At 39.7% G+C, this 21,533-nt stretch carries 17 protein-coding genes; 6 read left to right on the forward strand and 11 right to left on the reverse strand.

Translation table 11 applies throughout. From position 1 onward, the window contains the following. The first annotated feature begins 5 nt into the window (after positions 1-5). From MQE36_RS03690 to MQE36_RS03705, 4 genes are all read left to right on the forward strand, one after another. Positions 6-719, forward strand: coding sequence for a gluconate 2-dehydrogenase subunit 3 family protein (locus MQE36_RS03690; RefSeq protein ID WP_242937824.1), 714 nt, complete (start codon positions 6-8; stop codon positions 717-719). A gap of 174 nt (positions 720-893) precedes the next feature. Continuing rightward, positions 894-2,072: an acyl-CoA dehydrogenase family protein gene (locus MQE36_RS03695; protein ID WP_242937825.1), complete on the forward strand. Its 1,179-nt coding sequence runs from the start codon at positions 894-896 to the stop codon at positions 2,070-2,072. Positions 2,073-2,267: 195 nt separating this feature from the next. Then, on the forward strand, positions 2,268-3,533 hold the full coding sequence (locus tag MQE36_RS03700; RefSeq protein WP_242937826.1) for a Y-family DNA polymerase: 1,266 nt from the start codon (positions 2,268-2,270) through the stop codon (positions 3,531-3,533). After that, positions 3,524-3,973: a LexA family protein gene (locus MQE36_RS03705; protein WP_242937827.1), complete on the forward strand. Its 450-nt coding sequence runs from the start codon at positions 3,524-3,526 to the stop codon at positions 3,971-3,973. The genes MQE36_RS03700 and MQE36_RS03705 overlap by 10 nt, the downstream gene beginning before the upstream one ends. 218 nt (positions 3,974-4,191) lie before the next feature. Here the strand turns inward: MQE36_RS03705 and hppD are convergent, their stop codons facing one another. The 4 genes from hppD to uvrC form a co-directional block, all read right to left on the reverse strand. Further along, entirely contained in the window at positions 4,192-5,355 is a 1,164-nt protein-coding gene (hppD, locus tag MQE36_RS03710) for a 4-hydroxyphenylpyruvate dioxygenase (RefSeq protein WP_242937828.1), read from the reverse strand. Positions 5,356-5,397: 42 nt separating this feature from the next. Next, on the reverse strand, positions 5,398-6,558 hold the full coding sequence (locus MQE36_RS03715; RefSeq protein WP_242937829.1) for a homogentisate 1,2-dioxygenase: 1,161 nt from the start codon (positions 6,556-6,558) through the stop codon (positions 5,398-5,400). A gap of 251 nt (positions 6,559-6,809) precedes the next feature. Further along, positions 6,810-9,056 (reverse strand): patatin-like phospholipase family protein, encoded by a 2,247-nt coding sequence (locus tag MQE36_RS03720; protein WP_242937830.1) that lies wholly within the window; start codon positions 9,054-9,056, stop codon positions 6,810-6,812. A gap of 19 nt (positions 9,057-9,075) precedes the next feature. Beyond that, positions 9,076-10,863: an excinuclease ABC subunit UvrC gene (gene uvrC, locus MQE36_RS03725; protein WP_242937831.1), complete on the reverse strand. Its 1,788-nt coding sequence runs from the start codon at positions 10,861-10,863 to the stop codon at positions 9,076-9,078. Positions 10,864-11,102: 239 nt separating this feature from the next. On the opposite strand from uvrC, the gene MQE36_RS03730 reads away from it, so the two are divergent. Next, a complete protein-coding gene (locus MQE36_RS03730; protein ID WP_242938811.1) occupies positions 11,103-11,669 on the forward strand; it encodes a 5-formyltetrahydrofolate cyclo-ligase in 567 nt (188 codons plus the stop codon). Here MQE36_RS03730 and MQE36_RS03735 read toward each other — a convergent pair. The 7 genes from MQE36_RS03735 to MQE36_RS03765 form a co-directional block, all read right to left on the reverse strand. Next, positions 11,666-12,289 (reverse strand): lipoprotein signal peptidase, encoded by a 624-nt coding sequence (locus MQE36_RS03735; protein WP_242937832.1) that lies wholly within the window; start codon positions 12,287-12,289, stop codon positions 11,666-11,668. The genes MQE36_RS03730 and MQE36_RS03735 overlap by 4 nt on opposite strands. A gap of 65 nt (positions 12,290-12,354) precedes the next feature. Next, a complete protein-coding gene (locus tag MQE36_RS03740; protein ID WP_242937833.1) occupies positions 12,355-12,930 on the reverse strand; it encodes a hypothetical protein in 576 nt (191 codons plus the stop codon). 126 nt (positions 12,931-13,056) lie between these two features. Further along, entirely contained in the window at positions 13,057-13,443 is a 387-nt protein-coding gene (locus MQE36_RS03745) for a TraR/DksA family transcriptional regulator (protein ID WP_242937834.1), read from the reverse strand. Positions 13,444-13,445: 2 nt separating this feature from the next. Then, positions 13,446-16,850 carry an isoleucine--tRNA ligase gene (ileS, locus tag MQE36_RS03750; RefSeq protein ID WP_242937835.1) on the reverse strand — a complete coding sequence of 1,135 codons (3,405 nt, stop codon included), beginning with the start codon at positions 16,848-16,850 and terminating at the stop codon, positions 13,446-13,448. 415 nt (positions 16,851-17,265) lie between these two features. Next, entirely contained in the window at positions 17,266-17,985 is a 720-nt protein-coding gene (recO, locus tag MQE36_RS03755; protein ID WP_242937836.1) for a DNA repair protein RecO, read from the reverse strand. 97 nt (positions 17,986-18,082) lie between these two features. Next, on the reverse strand, positions 18,083-19,423 hold the full coding sequence (gdhA, locus tag MQE36_RS03760; RefSeq protein WP_242937837.1) for an NADP-specific glutamate dehydrogenase: 1,341 nt from the start codon (positions 19,421-19,423) through the stop codon (positions 18,083-18,085). Positions 19,424-19,565: 142 nt separating this feature from the next. Continuing rightward, positions 19,566-20,705 (reverse strand): cystathionine gamma-synthase, encoded by a 1,140-nt coding sequence (locus MQE36_RS03765; protein ID WP_242937838.1) that lies wholly within the window; start codon positions 20,703-20,705, stop codon positions 19,566-19,568. 99 nt (positions 20,706-20,804) lie between these two features. Between MQE36_RS03765 and MQE36_RS03770 the strand changes: the two genes are divergently transcribed. Beyond that, positions 20,805-21,533: a DUF3298 and DUF4163 domain-containing protein gene (locus tag MQE36_RS03770; RefSeq protein WP_242937839.1), complete on the forward strand. Its 729-nt coding sequence runs from the start codon at positions 20,805-20,807 to the stop codon at positions 21,531-21,533.

The raw sequence follows: 21,533 nt of genomic DNA on the forward strand, positions 1-21,533 counted from the left end.
AGGGCATGGACAGAAGAAAAAGTTTAAAAGCAATGGTTGCCGGAACAGTTACTTCCGGGTTTATGTTCTCAGGATGCCTGACTGACAGTGAAGAGAAGCCGGCTACAGCCGAAATCCCTCAACCGGATACCGGAGCCGGCGGATATGGCCGAACGCCGGAAGAACTGGCGAGAGACCAAGAGCTATATAAGAAAACATTCTTTAATGATCATGAAATAGCCACACTTACCGTTTTGTCTGATATTATTATTCCGGCAGACGACACTTCTCCCTCCGCATCCGAGGTAAAGGTTCCGGAATTTATAGCGTTTATCGTGAAAGACATGCCGTATCATCAAACGCCGATTCGCGGGGGACTTATGTGGCTGGATCACGAAAGCAATAAACGCTTCGATAAAATTTTTAAAAATGCCTCTCCCGAACAACAAATCGAGATCATTGAAGACATAGCCTATCCTGATGATGTCAGGCCAGAGCTAGAACAAGGTGCCAGATTCTTTTCCCGGATAAGAAACCTCGTAGCTACCGGATATTTTACTACCAAAGAGGGTATCGACTACCTTGGTTACGCAGGCAATGTACCTAATGTATGGAATGGTGTTCCTCAAGATGTACTCGACAAACATCAGGTTTCATACGATGAAAAAACCTTAAATGAATGCATTAAACCTGAAGAACGAAATGAAATTGCCAATTGGGACAATTATGAACTTGGATAAAAATTGTTAAAAATAAAACTATAAGTATCCGTCTTGTTGCATTTCGTTTATATATTTGAAGTAATTAAGACCGACTGAACATGAAATGCCTATTAACGATTTAATTTATCAAATTAACCCATATGATAAACCGTGCATTTCACCTGACCGTTTGAAAACAATAAATATCTACAGATGAAACCAGATTTATTTGAAGCCCCCGACTATTACAATATAGATGATTTGTTATCTGACGAACACAAACTGGTTCGTGATGCTGCCCGTAGTTGGGTAAAACGTGAAGTATCTCCCATTATTGAAGAATACGCACAGAAGGCAGAATTCCCGAAACAGATCATAAGCGGACTTGCTGAAATCGGAGCCTTCGGACCCTATATTCCGGAAGAGTATGGTGGAGCCGGACTCGATCAGATCAGCTATGGTTTAATCATGCAGGAAATTGAAAGAGGTGATAGCGGTGTACGTTCTACTGCATCTGTCCAATCTTCATTGGTCATGTACCCCATATGGAAATACGGAACTGAAGAACAACGTAAAAAATACCTTCCTAAACTGGCTGGCGGCGAATACATAGGATGCTTCGGTTTAACCGAACCCGATTACGGCTCAAATCCAGGCGGGATGGTCACTAACTTTAAAGATAAAGGAGATCATTACGTACTGAACGGGGCTAAAATGTGGATCTCAAACGCGCCTTTTGCTGACATCGCTGTAGTTTGGGCAAAAAATGAGGAAGGACGTATCCATGGCCTGATAGTTGAACGCGGAATGGAAGGCTTTTCTACGCCGGAAACACACAATAAATGGTCGTTGAGGGCTTCCGCAACCGGTGAACTAATCTTTGACAATGTGAAAATTCCGAAAGAAAATCTGATGCCGGAAAAAAGTGGATTGGGCGCGCCTCTGGGCTGCCTGGATTCTGCACGATATGGAATAGCATGGGGTGCTATAGGTGCCGCAATGGATTGCTATGATACCGCTTTGCGCTATGCCAAAGAACGGATCCAGTTTGACAAACCGATTGCTGCCACACAACTTCAACAAAAAAAGTTAGCGGAAATGTTGACTGAAATCACAAAAGCGCAGTTACTGGCGCTCCGCTTGGGCCAGTTGAGAGAAGCCAATAAAGCTACAACAGCTCAAATCTCAATGGCAAAAAGAAATAATGTCGATATGGCCCTAAAGATAGCAAGAGAAGCAAGACAGATTTTAGGAGGCATGGGAATCACAGGCGAATACAGTATTATGCGCCATATGATGAATCTGGAAAGTGTAATTACCTATGAAGGAACACACGATATACATTTACTTATTACAGGAGCTGATATTACCGGAATGCCTGCTTTTAAATAAACGACCTCGGAGCAAGCTCACAGAAGCATTAAAACGGAAAAAACTAAAAAGATTTCTTTTTTAGTCAAAAATCAGTCAGGTTTCCCCCGATGCTTCGGGGGTGCTCGACCCGACATTTATCTTCTACTTCATTCTTTAAATCTAATTTTCAATTCACTACATTACATTTACCTATTCATTGCGTAACTTTACAACATGTTTGCACTGGTAGATTGTAACAACTTTTATGCTTCGTGTGAGCGGGTATTTAAACCTCAGCTCAACAACCAGCCTGTGGCCATACTTTCAAATAACGACGGCTGTGTTATTTCAAGAAGCGATGAAGCCAGGGCCATAGGGTTACCAATGGGAGCACCGGCCTTCAAGTATAAAGATTTTTTTGAACAGAATAACATACATGTATTCTCATCAAATTATCCGTTATACGGCGACATGAGCAAACGGGTAATGGATATCCTCAAACAATTCACCCCCGATGTGGAAATCTACAGTATCGATGAAGCTTTTCTTCAGCTCAAAATACCCGCCAATGATTACTATGCCCATGGAAAAGAAATTAAATATCGGATCGAAAAATGGACCGGGATTCCCATCAGCATCGGAATCGCTCCAACCAAAGGATTATCGAAGGTTGCCAATAAAATTGCCCGTAAATTTAAAAAAAGAACCGGAGGGGTTTATGTCATCGATTCTGAAGAAAAGCGAATAAAGTCCTTGAAATGGACTAAAATTGATGATGTATGGGGGATCGGGAGAAACCACGCCGAACGTCTCCGTTTAAAAAATATAAGGACAGCCTTCGACTTTACACAGCTTTCCGATCCTTGGGTACGAAAACATATGGCAGTTATAGGGCTTAGACTGAAAAAAGATCTGGAAGGAAGCCCTACCATACAGTTAAGCGATGGTATAGACGGGCATCGAAAGGCTATTGCTACTACCCGAAGTTTTGATTATTCGTATTCCGACTACCAGTATATAAAAGAACGTATTGCTACTTTTGCAGCAAGTTGTGCAGAAAAACTTCGAAAACAAAATGATTGCTGCACTGCCATTATCGTAATGCTTCGCAGTGATTTCCATAAAAAAGAACACAAACAACACAAAGGGAGTATCTACATAACACTCCCTTACACCACAGATTCAACATTAACCATTACCAACCATGCAATTAAAGGCCTGGCCTCTATATACAAGAAAGACATACAATATAAAAGAGCCGGAGTAATCGTTACCGGATTGATTCCTGCAAATGCAAAACAATTAGACCTGTTTCATCATGAAGATGCCAAACACCATGAAATAATGAAAGTCATGGACAATCTCAATAAAAAATACGGATCTCACAAACTTAAAATAGCGAATCAGGATTTAAACAAAACCTGGAAGATGCGTCAAGAACATTTATCGCCAAGATATACGACAAACATTAATGACATAATTGAAGTAAAATGCAATTAAAGCCAATAAAAGAAACAAAAAACCTTTCGTTCTACATCCCTGATGCAGACCATGAAGAAGAACATTTTTTCGTTAGTGAAGGTATTGCCGCCGGATTTCCTTCTCCGGCCGATGATTTTTTGGAAACCCGCATTAGTCTAGATAAAACACTGGTTCGTAATAAAGAAGCCACCTTTTATGCCAAGGTCAGGGGACAGTCAATGATTGATGCCAATTTAGATGATGGAGATCTTTTGGTTGTTGATAAAAGCATAGAACCTGCACACGATAAAATAGCCGTCTGTTTTATTGACGGTGAGTTTACCGTAAAGCGTCTTAAAGTCGAAAAAGAAACTGTTTTCCTAATGCCGGCAAACAAAGATTATGAACCTATAGAAGTTACCCGGGAAAATAATTTTGCAATATGGGGAATAGTCACCCATGTCATCAAAAAGCTGTAAAGAAAAAAGCCCGGTATAAAACCGGGCTTCCATTAACCAACCAAAACTTTAAATTATGAAAACTTTACTTAAAGTTACAAAAGGGCACCACCCCTTTTGCGTAGACAAATTTACGGCAAGTTTTTTGCTATGCAAGCATAATAACTAAACTTTAACTTATTTAACAATGCCTTAGCAACAAACCAAGTTTAAAACTGATAAAAACGTAACAAAAAGCTCTATTCCAGGGTTCCTCTAAGCTCCTGTTCACGCTCTATACTCTCAAACAATGCTTTAAAATTACCTGCTCCAAATCCCTGGGCACCCATTCGTTGAATTATTTCGAAGAAAAGAGTTGGCCGGTCTTCTACCGGTTTGGTAAAAATCTGCAATAGATACCCCTCCTCGTCTGCGTCGACCAATATAGACAATTTCTGCAACTCTTTTATATCTTCTTTCATCATCTTCATATGTTCTCCCAAACGTTCAGGAAGCGCATCGTAATAGGCTTGCGGAGGCGGTGGCAAGAATTCAATCCCCCTCGCCTTTAACTGCCTTACCGTTTCTATTATATCGTCTGTTGCCACGGCAATATGTTGTACACCTGAACCTTCATAAAAATCTAAATATTCTTCTATCTGAGATCTCTTCTTGCCTTCTGCCGGCTCATTGATAGGAAATTTTATACGCCCGTTACCATTACTCATCACCTTGCTCATTAATGCTGAGTATTCAGTATGGATCTGTTTATCATCGAAGGTCAGGAAATTTACAAATCCCATTACATCTTCATACCATTTCACCCACTTGTTCATTTCTCCCCAGCCAACATTACCAACCATGTGGTCAATATACTTCAGCCCCACCGGTGCCGGATTGTATTCAGATTCCCATTTTCTATAACCCGGTAAAAAAGCTCCGTTATAATTTTTACGTTCTACAAACATATGCACCGTTTCTCCATAGGTATAAATCCCCGACCTCACAACTTCTCCGTGCTCATCTTTTTCCAGTGTCGGTTCCATAAAGGGTTTTGCACCGCGCTTGGTCGTTTCTTCAAATGCTGCACGTGCATCCTCTACCCACAGCGCTACCACCTTTACACCATCACCATGCTTTACAATATGATCATTAATAGGAGACGAAGAGTTAAGCGGCGTTGTTAATACCAATCGGATTTTATCCTGTGCCAGAACATATGACACCCTGTCTCTTATGCCTGTTTCCAGACCCGAATAAGCCAGCGACTGAAAACCAAATGCGGTTTTATAGAAATGAGCTGCCTGCTTTGCATTCCCTACATAAAATTCTACATAATCTGTTCCTAACAGGGGTAAAAAATCTTGTGCCCCCTTAAATATTTTTTCGAGTCCGTAATCTACGGACTTAACTTCTTTTGACATTATATTCTGTTTTTAGTTGTGATCTTGAATTTTTAACACTTATTAATCTTCTAACCATGACTGATAATAAGTATCATCGGCAATAGCCATGGCTTCTTCCGTAAGCTGTAGTGGCTTAAAAGTATCTACCATAACCGCCAGCTCGTCTGTTTTTTCTTTCCCGATACTTCTCTCTGTAGCTCCTGGATGTGGCCCATGAGGAATCCCTGCGGGGTGCAAAGAGATATGACCGGCATCTATATCATTCCTGCTCATAAAATCTCCGTCGACGTAATACAATACCTCATCAGAGTCTATATTACTATGGTTATACGGTGCCGGAATGGCATCCGGATGGTAATCGTATAAACGGGGCACAAAACTACAAACCACAAAAGCATCCGTTTCAAAAGTCTGATGCACCGGAGGCGGTTGGTGAACACGGCCTGTAATCGGTTCGAAATCGTGAATACTTAACGCGTAAGGATAATTAAACCCATCGTACCCCACTACATCAAAAGGGTGTGTTGCATACACCATATCAAACAGTTCATTTTGCTTTTTAATTTTCATTAAAAAGTCTCCCTTTTCATCATTGGTCTCTAACTCGTACGGCCTCCTGATATCGCGTTCGCAAAATGGGGAATGCTCTAAAAGCTGACCGAACCAGTTCCTGTATCTTTTTGGAGTATAAATCGGCCTGTGCGATTCAACAATAAACAACCTGTTATCTTCAGTATCGAAATCTATCTTGTATATGGTTCCCCTCGGAACTATAAGATAATCTCCATATTTGAAGTCTAAATTTCCCAGGTGGGTACGCAATTTACCGCTTCCCTTATGAATAAAGATCATTTCATCAGCATCGGTATTCTTATAAAAATAATCTTTCGTCGAATGTTTAGGTGCTGCCAGAATAATTGTGCAGTCGCTGTTTGTTAATACCGGTTTTCTACTCTCGAGATAATCATTTTCAGGCTGCACTTTAAACCCGTGAAAACGATATGACTGAATATTATTTTTAATTGCCACCTTTGGCGAAACATCTTTTTTACCTTTTATGTCTTTCACCTGGGTAGGCCTGTGAATATGGTACATATTGGTTGACATTCCATCAAAACCTATGGTTCCGAACAATTGCTCATAATACAATTCGCCGTTAGGTTTTTTAAATATGGTATGTCGTTTATGGGGGATCTCTCCCAATTTATGATAAAAAGGCATAGTTTTAATTTTTGAAGAATTAAGTTTTGGATAATAATAAAAACACTACCCGTCTCTTTAATCATTTAACAGTCAACCTCCCGTCGCAATGAGGTTGTCAGGAACAACTCACTCAGGATTTCTCTTGATGAGATAATGGAGTAATAAGAGTAAATCTGCCCAAAAATTTGTCATATCTCTACAAATATCGGTATTTTTTTAGAGAATATCATAAGTTTTGCAATAGCATACGGCACATCGGCTGAAATGTTCTAAAACCAAAAACCAACATTAAACAGCCACTGTCCTTTGCCTCTTTCAGGAGACCATGTATACTTAGCCTCGATCGGCCCTAAGAAGGTTTCAAGACCGTAACCTATAGCATATCCGGTATAATCAGGCTTGCTAAACCACTCTCCGCTATTAAACAGACCATCCTGGACGTTAGCAAAATTCGCAGCAAAGTTCACATGGTTCTTCTTAACAAATTCCCAATCAACAGCAGCCTGAGCCTTGACAAAACTATCGCCTCCAAAGCTTAAAAAATCATACCCGTAAAAAGGAATAAAATTATTAATAAAGTTATTTCCATAGCCACCCAGAACAAAATCAAGAGAGCTCAGTTCAGTATTCCCTAATTTAAATCCTCCTTCGGCAAAACTATTAAAAGACAGGTTTTTTGCTACGGGAAAAGCAAACCCAAGCTTGGCTTTGGCAATAGAAAATTCATCAAAAACACCCGTATAATCATCCGGAGAACTAAAATATAAATGAAAATCACCATCAAAATAAATCCCCCTGGAAGGAAAATACCTGTCGTCAAAACTATCAAACCTCAAGAATCCGTAGGTGCTGAAATAATTACTATTATCAAATTGAATATTATCACCATCGTCTCCTGTGATGGTTTCAGATTCAATTTGCAGATATTTATGTTCTAAACCGGCTCCAAATGAAAATTCTTCTCTAAATACTGATTGCAGATACACCTGATTGGTAAGGTCATCCAGTTCTATATCGAGCTGAGAGATACCCTCAGGGGCATTCAATACCGTCCCGTCTCTCAAAAAATTGAAATTTACAGGTTTCCGAAAAGAGTTATACCTCGATTTCACACCGAAGCTCCAGTAAAACCCTTTATCGATATAATATTCAAGATTATAACGGATGCGGTCGCCCAAAATAAAATCCACAGAAGCCACATCGTCATCAAACAATAAGTGTTTTTTTGTCAGGTTAACCAATACGGCCGATTTATACAGGCCATCATAGTGTACTCCCAGCCTCAAAAACAAACTCGCAGGGGTTTCCTCAACCTCCATTATTAGGTTCTCCTTCCCGGTTTCTGCATCGTGTTTAAGCTCATATTGAATTCCCTTAAAGTTATTTGTAGCAGAAAGGTTACTGATCCCCTCATTGAACTTTTCAAAAGTAATCAACTCATCTTTCTTAAAGCGAAGCTTACCCCTTATATAAGCTCTTGAGTAACGGTCATACCCCTTGATGTCTATCGTACTCAGACTAAGGGTATCTCTCCTATACGGCCGGATAACCGACTGGATGTATCTTTCTTTTTTTTGAAGAGCAGCCAGGCTATCCAAAAGGGAGGATTGTTCCTTGGCCGCATAATAACCTCTTTTATATATCTGTGTTCCCTGATCGAACGAAAGCACATTAAAATCTGTAATGTCCGGCTTTATATAAACATCGGTTTTTTTTATTTTTTCCTTCATGACCAGGGCTGTTCTGTAATTACTTATCTGCATAAGTATTTCGTTAGCCGCTTTCAGGGATTCCCTGTCCGCCAAATCATCCTGGACATCAACCCCAATTATCACATCCATCCCTTTTGCCCTTACTTCATCTATCGGGTAATTGTTAACCACCCCGCCATCAATTAATACCTTACCATTTATCTCTACAGGCTCAAACACCGACGGCAATGCACCACTTGCTGCAATAGCCCGGGGCAGGTACCCCTCATCCAAGATAACCTCTTCTCCGGTCTCAATGTTGGTTGCTATACAAAAATAGGGAATGGGCAACTTGTTAAAATCATCGACATCTCTTACATGAAATAATAATTGCGAGTAGAGATTATATACATTTTGTCCCTTTGATATGGCAGATGGAACAGAAATTTTAAAACGGTCGAAAGGGACCGTTAAAGCATAGCGTTCACTATTATTCTTTTCATAGAATGTCTTTGCCGACCTCGGCACCTCATCTTGTATTAATTTCTGAAAATCAACACTCCTAAAAATAGAATCGAGTTCATTAGACGAATAGCCCGAAGCATACATAGCCCCGATAATAGCCCCCATGCTCGTTCCTCCAATATAATCGATCCGCAATCCAGCCTCTTCAATTGCTTTTAAAACACCAATATGCGCAAGTCCTTTTGCTCCGCCACCACTTAAAACCAGTCCGATTTTCAAATCTTTCTGACCCTTATCCTGGGCTAAAGAAACTACACTCCCTAAAAGAATCGATAAAACAGAAAGCAAGAATTTTTTCATAGGATGAAGGTAATTATTTTTAGTGAAAAGCCTCATATATTTTCTGTGCTTTTGATACCCCCACAATTGCAATTAACTTTTCTATGGAAGCTTCTTTAATCCGCTTAACGGATTTAAATTCTTTTAACAACTGAACTGCTGTTTTTTCTCCCACTCCGGGTATGTTTTCGAGTTCGGAATCAATAGCAGCATTACTTCGTTTTTGTCTGTGAAATGTAATCCCGAACCGGTGTGCCTCATTCCTCAGGTACTGGATTACCTTAAGGGTTTCCGACTTCTTATCCAGGTACATAGGAATGGAATCTCCGGGATAGTAGATTTCCTCCAGACGTTTAGCAATTCCGATTATGGCTATTTCCCCTCTGAGACCGAGAGCATCAAGGCTTTTTAAAGCTGATGAAAGCTGCCCTTTACCTCCGTCTATCACAATTAACTGAGGAAGCGGCTCCCCTTCATCCAACAGCCTTTTATACCTGCGGTATACTACTTCTTCCATCGAGGCAAAATCATCCGGGCCGTCTACCGTTTTAATATTAAAATGCCTGTAATCTTTCTTACTGGGTTTTCCGTTTTTGAAAACCACACATGCCGCCACCGGATTTGTCCCTTGAATATTTGAGTTATCAAAACATTCAATATACCTCGGTTCTTCAGACAACCTAAGGTCATTCTTCATCTGCGACATCAGTCGATTGACATGACGGTCAGGATCCGTTATCTTAGCTTGTTTAAAGCGCTCCTGTCTGTAGAACCTGGCATTGCGCTCAGACAATTCCAAAAGCTTCTTTTTATCTCCGACTTTAGGTGTCGTTACTTTTATCCCGTCGCCGGCATCAACAATAAAAGGCACATATATTTCTTTTGACTGTGAATGGAAGCGTTGTCTTAATTCTGTAATAGCCAGCTCTAATAATTCCATATCGGTTTCATCGAGTTTCTTCTTCATCTCAATCGTATGGGCTCTTATAATAGCCCCGTATGAAAGCTGAAGAAAATTTACATACCCATACGCCTCATCCGAAACGATCGTAAAAACATCTACATTGGTTATTCTTGGGTTAACTATCGTTGATTTTGCCTGATAATTCTCCAGCACTTCCAGCTTTTCCTTGATTTTCTGGGCCTCTTCAAACTTTAGAGCTTCTGCAAATTGGTTCATTTGCTTTTTAAAAAGTTGCAGGGACTCTTTAAAGTTACCTTTCACTATTTCCCGAATGGCCCGGATTTGTTCATCATATTCCCCGACAGACTGAAAGCTTTCACAGGGTCCTAAGCAGTTTCCGATATGATACTCCAGACAAACTTTATATTTTCCGGCATCGATCTTTTCTTTAGAGAGGTCGTAGTTACAGGTCCTAAGCGGATATAACTCCTTAATAAGATCTAATAAAGCCCTAACGGTCCTTACACTCGTATAGGGGCCAAAATACTCTGAGCCGTCGCGAATTAATTTCCGGGTTGAAAAAACCCTTGGAAAACGCTCATTTTTAATGCATATCCAAGGATACGTTTTATCGTCTTTCAACATTACGTTGTAACGTGGCTGGTACTTTTTGATCATATTATTTTCCAGCAAAAGCGCATCTGTCTCTGTAGGAACCACAATATGCCTGATTTCTACGATCTTTTTTACCAGTACGCGGGTCTTTCCTGAATCATGCTCTTTATGAAAATAAGAGGACACTCTTTTTTTTAAATTTTTCGCTTTCCCGACATAGAGGATCTTCCCTTGTTTATCATAAAACTGATAAACCCCAGGATTATGGGGCAATGTTTGTAATTGAAGTTCTATCGATGCTTGACTCATAAGTACGAAATTACTAATTTGCCGTTGTTTTTACATTTTTTGCAAAAAGTTTAAACCGAGAATTTACCTAAATATTAGTCTATAAAAAAGTTATTATTTGCAGATCAATAGTTGTTTTTTTAGTATAAGCTTGTCAGCTTCTTGCTCATATCACCGGTCAATTTCATTAAACCCAGAAAAGTAATCGGTAAAAAGGCACTAAAAATAGGCTCCCGGTCAGCAAAAACAGGCACATGAACATGTTCAAAACCGATCTCAGAGAAAAATATAAAACTTTAAGAAGTCTATTATCTACAGATGATATTGATTCATTCAGTATCAATATAGCCAACAATGTGCTTAAATTGCCCGTATGGGACAAAACTTATTATCATATATTCTTAACCATCGAAGAACAAAAAGAAATAGACACCTCTTTTTTACTGAGTATCTTACACGGTAAGGACAAAGAAGTCGTTATTTCTAAAAGCAATTTTAACGACTACACTCTTTCTCATTACCTGTTAACTGAAAATACCCGTTTAAAAAAGAACCGGTACAACATCCCAGAACCCGTTGACGGACTCGAAGTCCCCGTAAAAAAAATAGACGTGGTATTTATTCCGCTTTTAGCTTTTGACAAAAAAGGGAACAGGGTCGGATACGGAAAAGGGTTTTATGACAAGTTCCTCTCGGAGTGCAAAGAGGACACCGTAAAGATCGGCCTCTCCTTTTTTGAACCGGATGACCTGATTGAAGACACTAACGAAAACGATATACAAATCGATTATTGCATCACTCCTGAAAACATCTATTCTTTCCGTTAATCTTCTTTTTTAGGAAATGCTCTTTTATTAAATACCAGCAATATCCCTACTCCGAAACTTATCGAGGTATCGGCTATATTAAAAACAGGTTCAAAGAACCTGAAATGGTTTCCTCCCACAAAAGGCATCCACCCGGGTAACGTAGTGTCAATCATAGGAAAATATAACATATCTACCACCTTCCCATGAAACAAACTACCGTAAGGCTCGTCAGCAAACATCGCTGCTACCTGTCCGTAGCTGTCATTAAAGATCATCCCGTAAAACACGGAATCTATAATATTCCCGAAGGCTCCCGCAAAAATCAATGCAATAGAAACTATTAATATTCTGGGACTATTTTTCCTGACACTGTCATACAGCCAGTAACCTATTCCACAAATCGCAAAGATCCTGAATACTGTTAACGACAATTTGGCTATCTCATCTGATACAAAAGGAAAGATATCACTCAATTTAGTACCCCAGGCAGCTCCTTCATTCTCTACAAAAAGAATCTTAAACCAACTAAATACTTCTACATATTCCCCTAAAACAAAATTTGTTTTTACATATATTTTTGAGATCTGGTCTACCAAGAGAACCAATACTATAATGAAAATAGACTTTTTTAACGACATACTGAATCCTTTATATATACACTTTCGGGGTTATCCCTGAAAAATGAATCCCAAAAATGAATCTATTATTCATTTTTAGATATGTAAATGTTCCCGTGAACAGTTTTTAATACAACAACATCATTTCCCGTTGGTACATCATCCTTACAGACAACCCCATATTCGGAGACTGCCTCTATTTGTCCTTTGGACGTTATATAAAATAAATCCCCTTTAAAAGAGTATGCATTTATCCTTCCGACTGTATTTTGAAAAAGGGTCTTTTCAGACCGTGTTTTTGTAACAATCTCATCGTACTTCCCCCGGATCTGTAATTCTGTATCGGCTCCGACCACATGCAGGCTCATGTTCTCAGGAAGCTCAACAGTAATCACCACCGACAATACCTTGTGAGCACTTAACTTATCATCAGGCACCTGAAACAGAGGCGTTAACTCCGCCTTTATCCTTAAAGCCTTTCCTTCCTGACCTGAGACTATATATAGTTGTTCCTGATACGCTCCATTCATACGGGCCTTAATTGTTATGTCGGTTTTTTTTACAGTTGACACAACAACCTTATATGCGCTCAAAGCTTCTATTTCTACTTTTGAAATATTTCGGGAAGGGAGTACCTTTTCTACCTGCTTCTGGCTTCTCATTCCAAGTGGCAAAAAGCACAAGAACGATAAAAAGACAATTCTTCTATGACACAACATTAACAACACACATCTAAAAAACAAAAAACGCCCAATATTGGACGTTTTTATAGTTTTAAAAGTCATTTATTAACTCTTTTGCATATTTTTTGCTTCGATGCTTAAAGTTGCATGAGGAACCAACTTTAACCGTTCCTTATTAATAAGTTTTCCTGTAACCCTACAAATCCCGTATGTTTTATTTTCAATACGTACCAAAGCATTCTTTAAATCCCTTATAAACTTTTCCTGACGGATAGCTAACTGAGAGTTTGCTTCTTTACTCATAGTCTCAGACCCTTCTTCAAATGCCTTAAACGTAGGAGAGGTGTCGTCAGTACCATTGTTTCCGTCGTTCATATAGGCACTTTTTAAAAGATCTAGATCTTGTTTGGCTTTCTCGATCTTAGATTCGATTATAGCCCTGAATTCTTCTAGCTCCTTATCAGAGTATCTTACTTTAACGTCTGTGCTCATAGCTATAAGTGTTTTTGAATAGACAATTTGGTGTTCACATCATCAAAAGCAATTTCTGTACCATTCTCCAGATATTCTTCAAAATTCAAGTCTGCTGTAAGGGTTTCGGCCTTAATGTAATCGATATTACTCATTACCGCTTGTTCAATTACAGTACTGTCTTTTTGAAATTTAACATCAATTTTATCTGTTACCTCTAAACCGGAATCTTTTCGAAGATTTTGAATTCTGTTAACCAGTTCCCTGGCAATTCCCTCTTTTCGTAATTCATCGGTTATCGTAACATCTAACGCTACAGTGATGGCTCCTGAATTTGCAACCAACCAACCTTCAATATCTTTAGAAGATATTTCAACTTCTTCGATACCTAAAGTAATATTTTTTTCGTTAATAACAAGTGTTATCTCCCCAATTTGCTCAAGTTTTTGGATATCCTGCTGATCGAATTTTTTTATCTCACTGGCAATCAAGCCCATATCTTTTCCGAAACGAGGCCCCAAAACTTTAAAGTTCGGCTTAATTTGTTTCACCAATACTCCCGAAGCATCATCTAAAAGCTCTACCTCTTTTACGTTTACTTCAGAAGAGATCAGGTCTGATACTGCCGAGATCTCTTTTCTTTGCTCCTCATCTAAAATCGGAACAATTACTTTCGTAAGTGGCTGACGAACCTTTATCTTTTCTTTCTTACGCAATGACAGCACTAATGACGTAATTGTCTGGGCCGTTTCCATTTTCCGCTCCAGGCTCTTATCGATATAGCTTTCATCGCTCTCTGGAAATTCCGATAAATGGACACTCTCACACACCTCTTTCCGGGTAGCCTGGTTAAGGTCCCTGTACAACTGGTCCATATAAAACGGCGCCACCGGGGCAGCTAACTTTGTAACAATACTCAAACAAGTATAAAGCGTTTGATACGCTGAAATCTTATCTTCGCCATATTCACCCTTCCAAAAACGTCTTCTGCATAAACGGACATACCAGTTGCTCAAATACTCCTGAACAAAATCCGATATCGCTCTTGTTGCTTTGGTAGGCTCATAGTCATTGTACGCCGCATCAACCTTAGCTATAAGTGTATTCAGCTCTGAAAGTATCCATCTGTCGATTTCAGGACGTTTTTCCAATGGGATATCAGCCTCTGCATATGTGAAGTTATCGATATTGGCATACAAGCTAAAAAACGCATACGTATTATACAACGTTCCGAAGAACTTACGTCTTACCTCTGCCACACCTTCTATATCAAACTTTAAATTATCCCACGGATTGGCATTGCTGATCATATACCATCTGGTGGCATCCGGACCATATTCCGCCAGTGTCGTAAACGGATCTACCGCATTGCCTAAACGCTTGGACATCTTTTGCCCGTTTTTATCCAGCACCAAACCATTAGACACTACATTTTTATATGCTACAGAGTCGAAGACCAAGGTTCCGATGGCGTGTAAGGTATAAAACCATCCTCTGGTCTGATCGACCCCTTCTGCTATATAATCGGCAGGATATGACGCTTTATCATCTATCAGCTCTTTATTTTCAAACGGATAATGCCATTGCGCATATGGCATTGATCCACTATCAAACCAGACATCGATAAGGTCTGATTCTCTTTTCATCGGCTTACCCGATGGTGAAACCAAAGTAATTTGATCTACTATATTCTTATGAAGGTCTACTGTATCATAGTTCTCCTCACTCATATTTCCGACTTCAAAATCAGCAAATACATCGGCATCCATAAAGCCTGCTTCAACAGCTTTTGTCATTTTAGCTTTCAACTCTTCCACAGAGCCAATAATAACCTCTTCCTTTCCGTCTTCGGTTCTCCATATCGGCAAAGGGATTCCCCAGAAGCGTGAACGCGAAAGATTCCAGTCGTTAGCATTCTGCAACCAGTTTCCAAACCGGCCTTCTCCAGTAGCTTTTGGTTTCCAGTTGATTGTCTTATTCAACTCGAACATCCTGTCTTTCAGCTCAGTAACTTTTATAAACCACGAATCTAACGGGTAGTACAAAACAGGCTTGTCGGTACGCCAACAATGCGGATAGCTATGGACATACTTCTCTACCTTAAAAGCTTTATTCTCTTCTTTTAACCTGATGGCGATTTCAACGTCTACTGACTTTTCAGGAGCTTCTCCATCGGTATAATATTCATTCTTAACATATTTCCCTCCTATCTCCGGAAGCTCCTCTCTGAATCTTCCCTGAAGATCCACTAGTGGAACAAGGTTATCGTTTTCGTCTTTTACCAACATCGGGGGCACTTCAGGAGTAGCTTCTTTAGCTACTTTAGCATCATCTGCACCAAATGTCGGGGCTGTATGAACGATCCCGGTACCATCTTCTGTAGTCACAAAATCTCCAGAAATCACTCTGAAGGCATTTTCAGGATTCTGATAAGGCAATGCATAAGGTAATAATTGCTCATATCTAATGCCTATAATGTCTGCCCCTTTAAAGTCCTTCACTACCAGGTAAGGTATCTTCTTATCTCCTTCCTCATATGCAGAAAGTTCGTCTTCATTTTCAGCAACTGTGTACTTGCCTGAAAACTGGCTTGCCACCAATGGCTTGCCAAGCACTACATTTATCGGCTTGTGTGTATACTGATTAAAGGTTTTCACCAACACATAATCGATCTTCGGCCCTACAGTTAACGCGGTATTAGAGGGCAAGGTCCAGGGAGTTGTCGTCCATGCCAGCAAATCGATCTCTCCGTATCCTTTTAAAAAGCCGGGAAGCGTTTCTTCTTTTGCCTTAAACATTGCCACGGCCGTGGTATCTGAAACATCCTTGTACGTACCCGGTTGGTTCAATTCATGAGAACTCAGGCCCGTACCTGCTTTAGGCGAATACGGCTGAATGGTATATCCCTTGTAAAGAAGTCCTTTATCGTAAATCTGCTTCAACAACCACCATACGCTCTCCATATATTTAGGCTTATAGGTAATATACGGATCTTCCATATCTACCCAATAACCCATTTTTCTGGTAAGATCATTCCAAACATCCGTATAACGCATTACCGCCTCTTTACAGGCTTTGTTATAATCTTCGATTGAAATCTTCTTACCGATATCCTCTTTCGTAATACCCAGTTCTTTTTCCACACCTAATTCTACAGGCAAACCATGTGTATCCCATCCCGCTTTACGTTTCACCTGATACCCTTTCTGCGTTTTATAACGACAAAAAATATCTTTAATAGCCCGCGCCATAACATGGTGAATCCCCGGCAAACCATTTGCAGAAGGCGGTCCTTCAAAAAAGACAAAAGGCCGGGCGTTTTCACGCGTGGTTATACTTTTTTCAAATACATCATGTTCTTCCCAGTAGTTCAAAATTTCTTCTGCTACTTTCGGTAAATCAAGTCCTTTGTACTCAGTAAACTTCATTTATATTCTTTTTCCTTATTCTGGATATTTTACTAAATCTATTTCATCAACCTTAAAAAGTGCGGACCTCCCGGCCACTGCACGCAACTGTCTTTACGCAACACTCATTAAGTTGCGCGAAATTAGTGATTTTCATTGAATTGTAGGTTTTAAAAACACAAAAAAAGCCCCTTTAAAAGTGAGCTTTTGTTAAAATTCAAAATTATTTTTGACTATCAAATTCTGTTGTCAGACATTAAACAAGCGGCTAAATTCACTCCTACGGCAAGCATTTAAATGTCTCTACGCCTGTCCATGCCCTTGCAGGAAGACCTTTCTTGGACTTGCGTTCAGACAGACCTCTTTATTTCCGGGCTGCGTATCAATATTAACAGCCAAACATATAAAATCCTGATCAGGTCATACAACCTGTGTATTAGCCAAATAATTGATCCAGTACATCTAAAGATTTCGGTTCTCTGAAACCATGAAGGTGAAACTGATAGAACCTGATAAGCATTTTTAACAGCTCTTTTCTTTTGAATTTGGTTGTTTTAACGGCCGCTATCGAATCGAAATCAGCTCTCAAAAAAGCATTGAATAACTGTAATTGCTCATCGGCTATATAAGGCTGTGCCGGCCTAACGGACACATATTCCGCCTCCCCCAGATCAAAGTACAAGGCGCCCTCATCGATTTCGTATGGCTGAAAGCCGAGGTACCGCGATAATTTAAGCAAGAAAAAGATATGAAAGTTAGCCACTTCTTCATGTGTATCCAACCATTGAATGGCTGTTTCCAGAAATCTGTACATTGGCTTATTTTCTTCCTCTTCGTGAAGCACACCTGCCAATACTTCTGACAAGAAAAAGACAATTGAATTCTTTACAACATCTGCATGAATGGTCTGAAAGTGATACAAAACCCTTGCTTCCCTGACACTCTCAAGCCCCCCTTTGTTCTTATGATTAGCTATAAGCTCCAACTGTGTTAACGGCTGAAAATAACCAGATTTGAGCTTTCCTTTTTTTGATTTTAAAACTCCTCTCAGCAAATAACTTTTAACCCCGTCCAGCTCTGTATAGCATTTTACAATCAGACTGGTATCGGAATATTTAATTGCAGATAAGACTATAGCTTTGGTCGTTACTATCATTTAATCTATATTACCAGACATCAAAAATACCAAATAAAAAAGCTCTTCAGGATGTCCTGAAGAGCTTTTAAAAGTTAATAACACGTAAAACAAATAATTATACTACACCTTGTGCAAGCATGGCATCAGCAACTTTAACAAAACCAGCAATATTTGCTCCTTTTACATAATTAACATAGTTGCCTTCTGTTCCATACGAAACACAAACATCGTGAATATTTTTCATAATTCCTTTTAATCGCTCATCAACTTCCTCTCTTGTCCAGCTAATTCTCAATGAATTTTGCGACATTTCGAGACCTGAAGTCGCCACACCGCCTGCATTAGACGCCTTACCCGGAGCGAACAATATTTTACTTTCATGGAATGCTGAAACAGCTTCAGGTGTTGAAGGCATATTTGCTCCTTCAGCAACAGCCATGCACCCGTTAGCTAACAGTGCTTTCGCATCATCTCCATCCAGTTCATTCTGAGTAGCACAAGGAAGCGCAACATCACAAACAACATTCCATGGTTTTTCACCAGCATGAAATTCTGCATTCGGATATTTCTCTATGTACTCGGAGATACGCACCCTTTTCTCATTTTTCAGATACATTACATGCGCCAGCTTCTCTTCATCTATCCCCTCTTTATCATGGATATATCCGGATGAATCAGACAAAGTAAGTACTGTTCCTCCTAAATGAAGTACTTTTTCAGCTGCATATTGAGCTACATTTCCAGATCCGGAGATCACGACTTTCTTCCCGTTAAAACTATCTCTCTTTGTTTCAAGCATGCTTTGAGCAAAGTAAACAGTTCCGTATCCGGTAGCTTCAGGGCGAATTAATGACCCTCCCCAAGAAAGTCCTTTACCGGTAAGCACTCCAGTAAATTCATTTCTGATTTTCTTATACATTCCAAACAGGTATCCAATCTCTCTGGCTCCAACACCTATATCTCCGGCCGGGACATCCGTATTCGGACCGATATGACGGCATAATTCAGCCATGAAGTTATGGCAGAAGCGCATAATTTCAGCATCGGATTTTCCTTTAGGGTCAAAATCAGATCCTCCTTTACCACCCCCCATCGGCAGTGTCGTTAAGCTATTTTTAAACACCTGCTCAAAAGCCAGGAATTTCAAGATACTCATGTTCACACTTGGATGAAAACGCAATCCCCCCTTATAAGGCCCGATAGCGGAATTCATCTGAATCCTGTACCCTCTGTTTACATGTATTTCTCCCTGGTCGTCTACCCAAGAAACCCTAAATGTAATAGCTCTTTCAGGCTCCACCATTCTTAAAAGAATGTTTTTACCACTATAAATTTCTTGTCCAGCAATATATGGAAGAACCGTTTCTGCCACTTCCTGAACAGCTTGTAAAAATTCCGGCTCGTGTGAATTACGAGCTTTTACAAGCTCCATAAACTCTTGGATTTTTTGTTCCATGTTAGTTTTTAAAATAGTTTTTAAAAAGTTCCCAATAAATCAGCGCAAATATACGATATGCTTAAAAATATCCTTCAAAAATTCACAACTTTATAATACAGCTCTAAAATACGTCATTCACTTTAACAAAACCTTAATAAAGCTACCCTATGGCTTGCTTCAGATCTGCTATCAGGTCGTCCGCATCTTCTATCCCGACACTTAAGCGAATTAATGCATCTACAACACCTGACCTCTCCCGTTCTTTCTTAGGGATACTGGCATGTGTCATGCTTGCAGGGTGTCCCGCCAAAGATTCAACTCCCCCGAGAGATTCTGCCAAAGTAAAAACCCTGAGGTTTTCTACAATTTTAATAGCATCCCGATAATTACTGTCCTTCGTTACAAAGGAAATCATTCCCCCGAAATCTCTCATCTGTTTTTTAGCTATATCGTGATTGGGATGACTTTCAAAACCGGGCCAGTAAACCTTTTCTATTTTGGGATGTTGTGCCAGGTACTCTGCTACAGCCCGACCATTTTCACAATGCCGTTGCATCCGTACGTGAAGCGTCTTAATGCCCCGAAGCACTAAAAAGCTGTCCATCGGACCACAAACAGCCCCGCTGGCATTTTGAATAAAATACAGCTTATCTGCCAGTTTCCTATCCTTAACAATTAAAGCTCCCATTACCACATCACTATGCCCTCCCAGGTATTTGGTTGCTGAATGCATCACAATATCTGCTCCCAGATCTATAGGCTGTTGCAAATAAGGAGTGGCAAAGGTATTATCTACCGCCAACAGCAAATCATTTTCTTTGGCTATTTCAGAAACCGCAACGATATCTATGATGTTCATCATTGGATTGGTAGGGGTTTCAACCCAAATCAGTTTTGTGTTTTCATTGATCTTCGGTACAATTTCAGAAACATTATGCATTCCCACAAAGTGAAATTTAATTCCGAAATTTTCAAAAATCTTGCTAAATAAACGATACGTACCTCCATACAAATCATTTGTAGAAATCACTTCATCTCCGGGTTTCAACAACTTCAAAACTGCATCTATTGCAGCCAATCCACTTGCAAACGCCAAACCGTAACGTCCATTTTCAATACTCGCCAACGCATCTTCCAAAGCCTTTCTGGTAGGATTATGTGTTCTGGAATACTCAAAACCCTTATGTCCTCCCGGTGTTGTTTGTGCATAAGTCGATGTTTGATATATGGGTGGCATGACCGCCCCATAAGCTTTATCGTGCTCCTGATTTCCGTGTATCGTCTTCGTATTAAACTTCATGATTACTCAAATTAAAATCTCTCTAACAAAAATATTGTTTCCTTTTGGGTATTCCAACGAACAATGTACCTTTATACAATCTTAATTTGACATTTTCCGATGAAAAAATACAATCTCTTACTATTAACCATCTTTGCTGTCATTTCATGCAACAAAGACGGTTTCGAACTTCAACAACAAACCATTACTTCTGAACCGTGCGATACTTGTGCCAAAGTATCTATCACTATACCAAAGGCTAACGGAAATGCAGTGGCAGACTCCATCAATAAACACCTTAATGAGTACGCCATTCAAGTATTAAATTATACCGAGGAACATTCTTCTGAATCAATCGAGCAGGAGGTTGATAAGTTTGTTGCGGAATACAAAAAGACCAAAAATGACTTTCCTGATATGGCTGCCGTTTGGGAAGCTACCATAAAAGGTGAAATCCCATACCGGTCCGAAAACGTAATAAGTATTCAATTAGATTCTTATGTATATACCGGAGGTGCACATGGCTATGGCGCTATTTCATATATTAACATCGACGCTAAAACGGGAATGCTGTTGGAATCCCGTGATTTATTTTCAGACTTTGACAACTTTGAAGAATTGGTTGAAGAAAAATTCAGGAGTACGCATAACATCCCTGAAAACGAAAACATAAACAGTACCGGCTTCATGTTCGATAACGATGTCTTCAGGCTCCCTCAGAATATAGGTTATACCCATGAAGGGATTGTACTTATATACAACCCCTATGATATCGCAGCTTATGCCGAAGGTATGATCACCATTCAGATTCCATTCGAAGAATTACAACAGAACCTGATTTTAAAATAG

The organism is Zhouia spongiae (assembly GCF_022760175.1).
Lineage (GTDB): Bacteria > Bacteroidota > Bacteroidia > Flavobacteriales > Flavobacteriaceae > Zhouia > Zhouia spongiae.

Bases quoted from the DNA above. Each gene is read 5' to 3' on its own strand.
- MQE36_RS03740 (WP_242937833.1), bottom strand. From the start codon at position 12,930: ATGAGAAGCCAGAAGCAGGTAGAAAAGGTACTCCCTTCCCGAAATATT.
- hppD (WP_242937828.1), bottom strand. From the start codon at position 5,355: ATGTCAAAAGAAGTTAAGTCCGTAGATTACGGACTCGAAAAAATATTT.
- MQE36_RS03745 (WP_242937834.1), bottom strand. From the start codon at position 13,443: ATGAGCACAGACGTTAAAGTAAGATACTCTGATAAGGAGCTAGAAGAA.
- MQE36_RS03735 (WP_242937832.1), bottom strand. From the start codon at position 12,289: ATGTCGTTAAAAAAGTCTATTTTCATTATAGTATTGGTTCTCTTGGTA.
- recO (WP_242937836.1), bottom strand. From the start codon at position 17,985: ATGATAGTAACGACCAAAGCTATAGTCTTATCTGCAATTAAATATTCC.
- gdhA (WP_242937837.1), bottom strand. From the start codon at position 19,423: ATGGAACAAAAAATCCAAGAGTTTATGGAGCTTGTAAAAGCTCGTAAT.
- uvrC (WP_242937831.1), bottom strand. From the start codon at position 10,863: ATGAGTCAAGCATCGATAGAACTTCAATTACAAACATTGCCCCATAAT.
- MQE36_RS03770 (WP_242937839.1), top strand. From the start codon at position 20,805: ATGAAAAAATACAATCTCTTACTATTAACCATCTTTGCTGTCATTTCA.
- MQE36_RS03705 (WP_242937827.1), top strand. From the start codon at position 3,524: ATGCAATTAAAGCCAATAAAAGAAACAAAAAACCTTTCGTTCTACATC.
- MQE36_RS03695 (WP_242937825.1), top strand. From the start codon at position 894: ATGAAACCAGATTTATTTGAAGCCCCCGACTATTACAATATAGATGAT.
- ileS (WP_242937835.1), bottom strand. From the start codon at position 16,850: ATGAAGTTTACTGAGTACAAAGGACTTGATTTACCGAAAGTAGCAGAA.
- MQE36_RS03730 (WP_242938811.1), top strand. From the start codon at position 11,103: ATGTTCAAAACCGATCTCAGAGAAAAATATAAAACTTTAAGAAGTCTA.
- MQE36_RS03715 (WP_242937829.1), bottom strand. From the start codon at position 6,558: ATGCCTTTTTATCATAAATTGGGAGAGATCCCCCATAAACGACATACC.
- MQE36_RS03765 (WP_242937838.1), bottom strand. From the start codon at position 20,705: ATGAAGTTTAATACGAAGACGATACACGGAAATCAGGAGCACGATAAA.
- MQE36_RS03720 (WP_242937830.1), bottom strand. From the start codon at position 9,056: ATGAAAAAATTCTTGCTTTCTGTTTTATCGATTCTTTTAGGGAGTGTA.
- MQE36_RS03700 (WP_242937826.1), top strand. From the start codon at position 2,268: ATGTTTGCACTGGTAGATTGTAACAACTTTTATGCTTCGTGTGAGCGG.
- MQE36_RS03690 (WP_242937824.1), top strand. From the start codon at position 6: ATGGACAGAAGAAAAAGTTTAAAAGCAATGGTTGCCGGAACAGTTACT.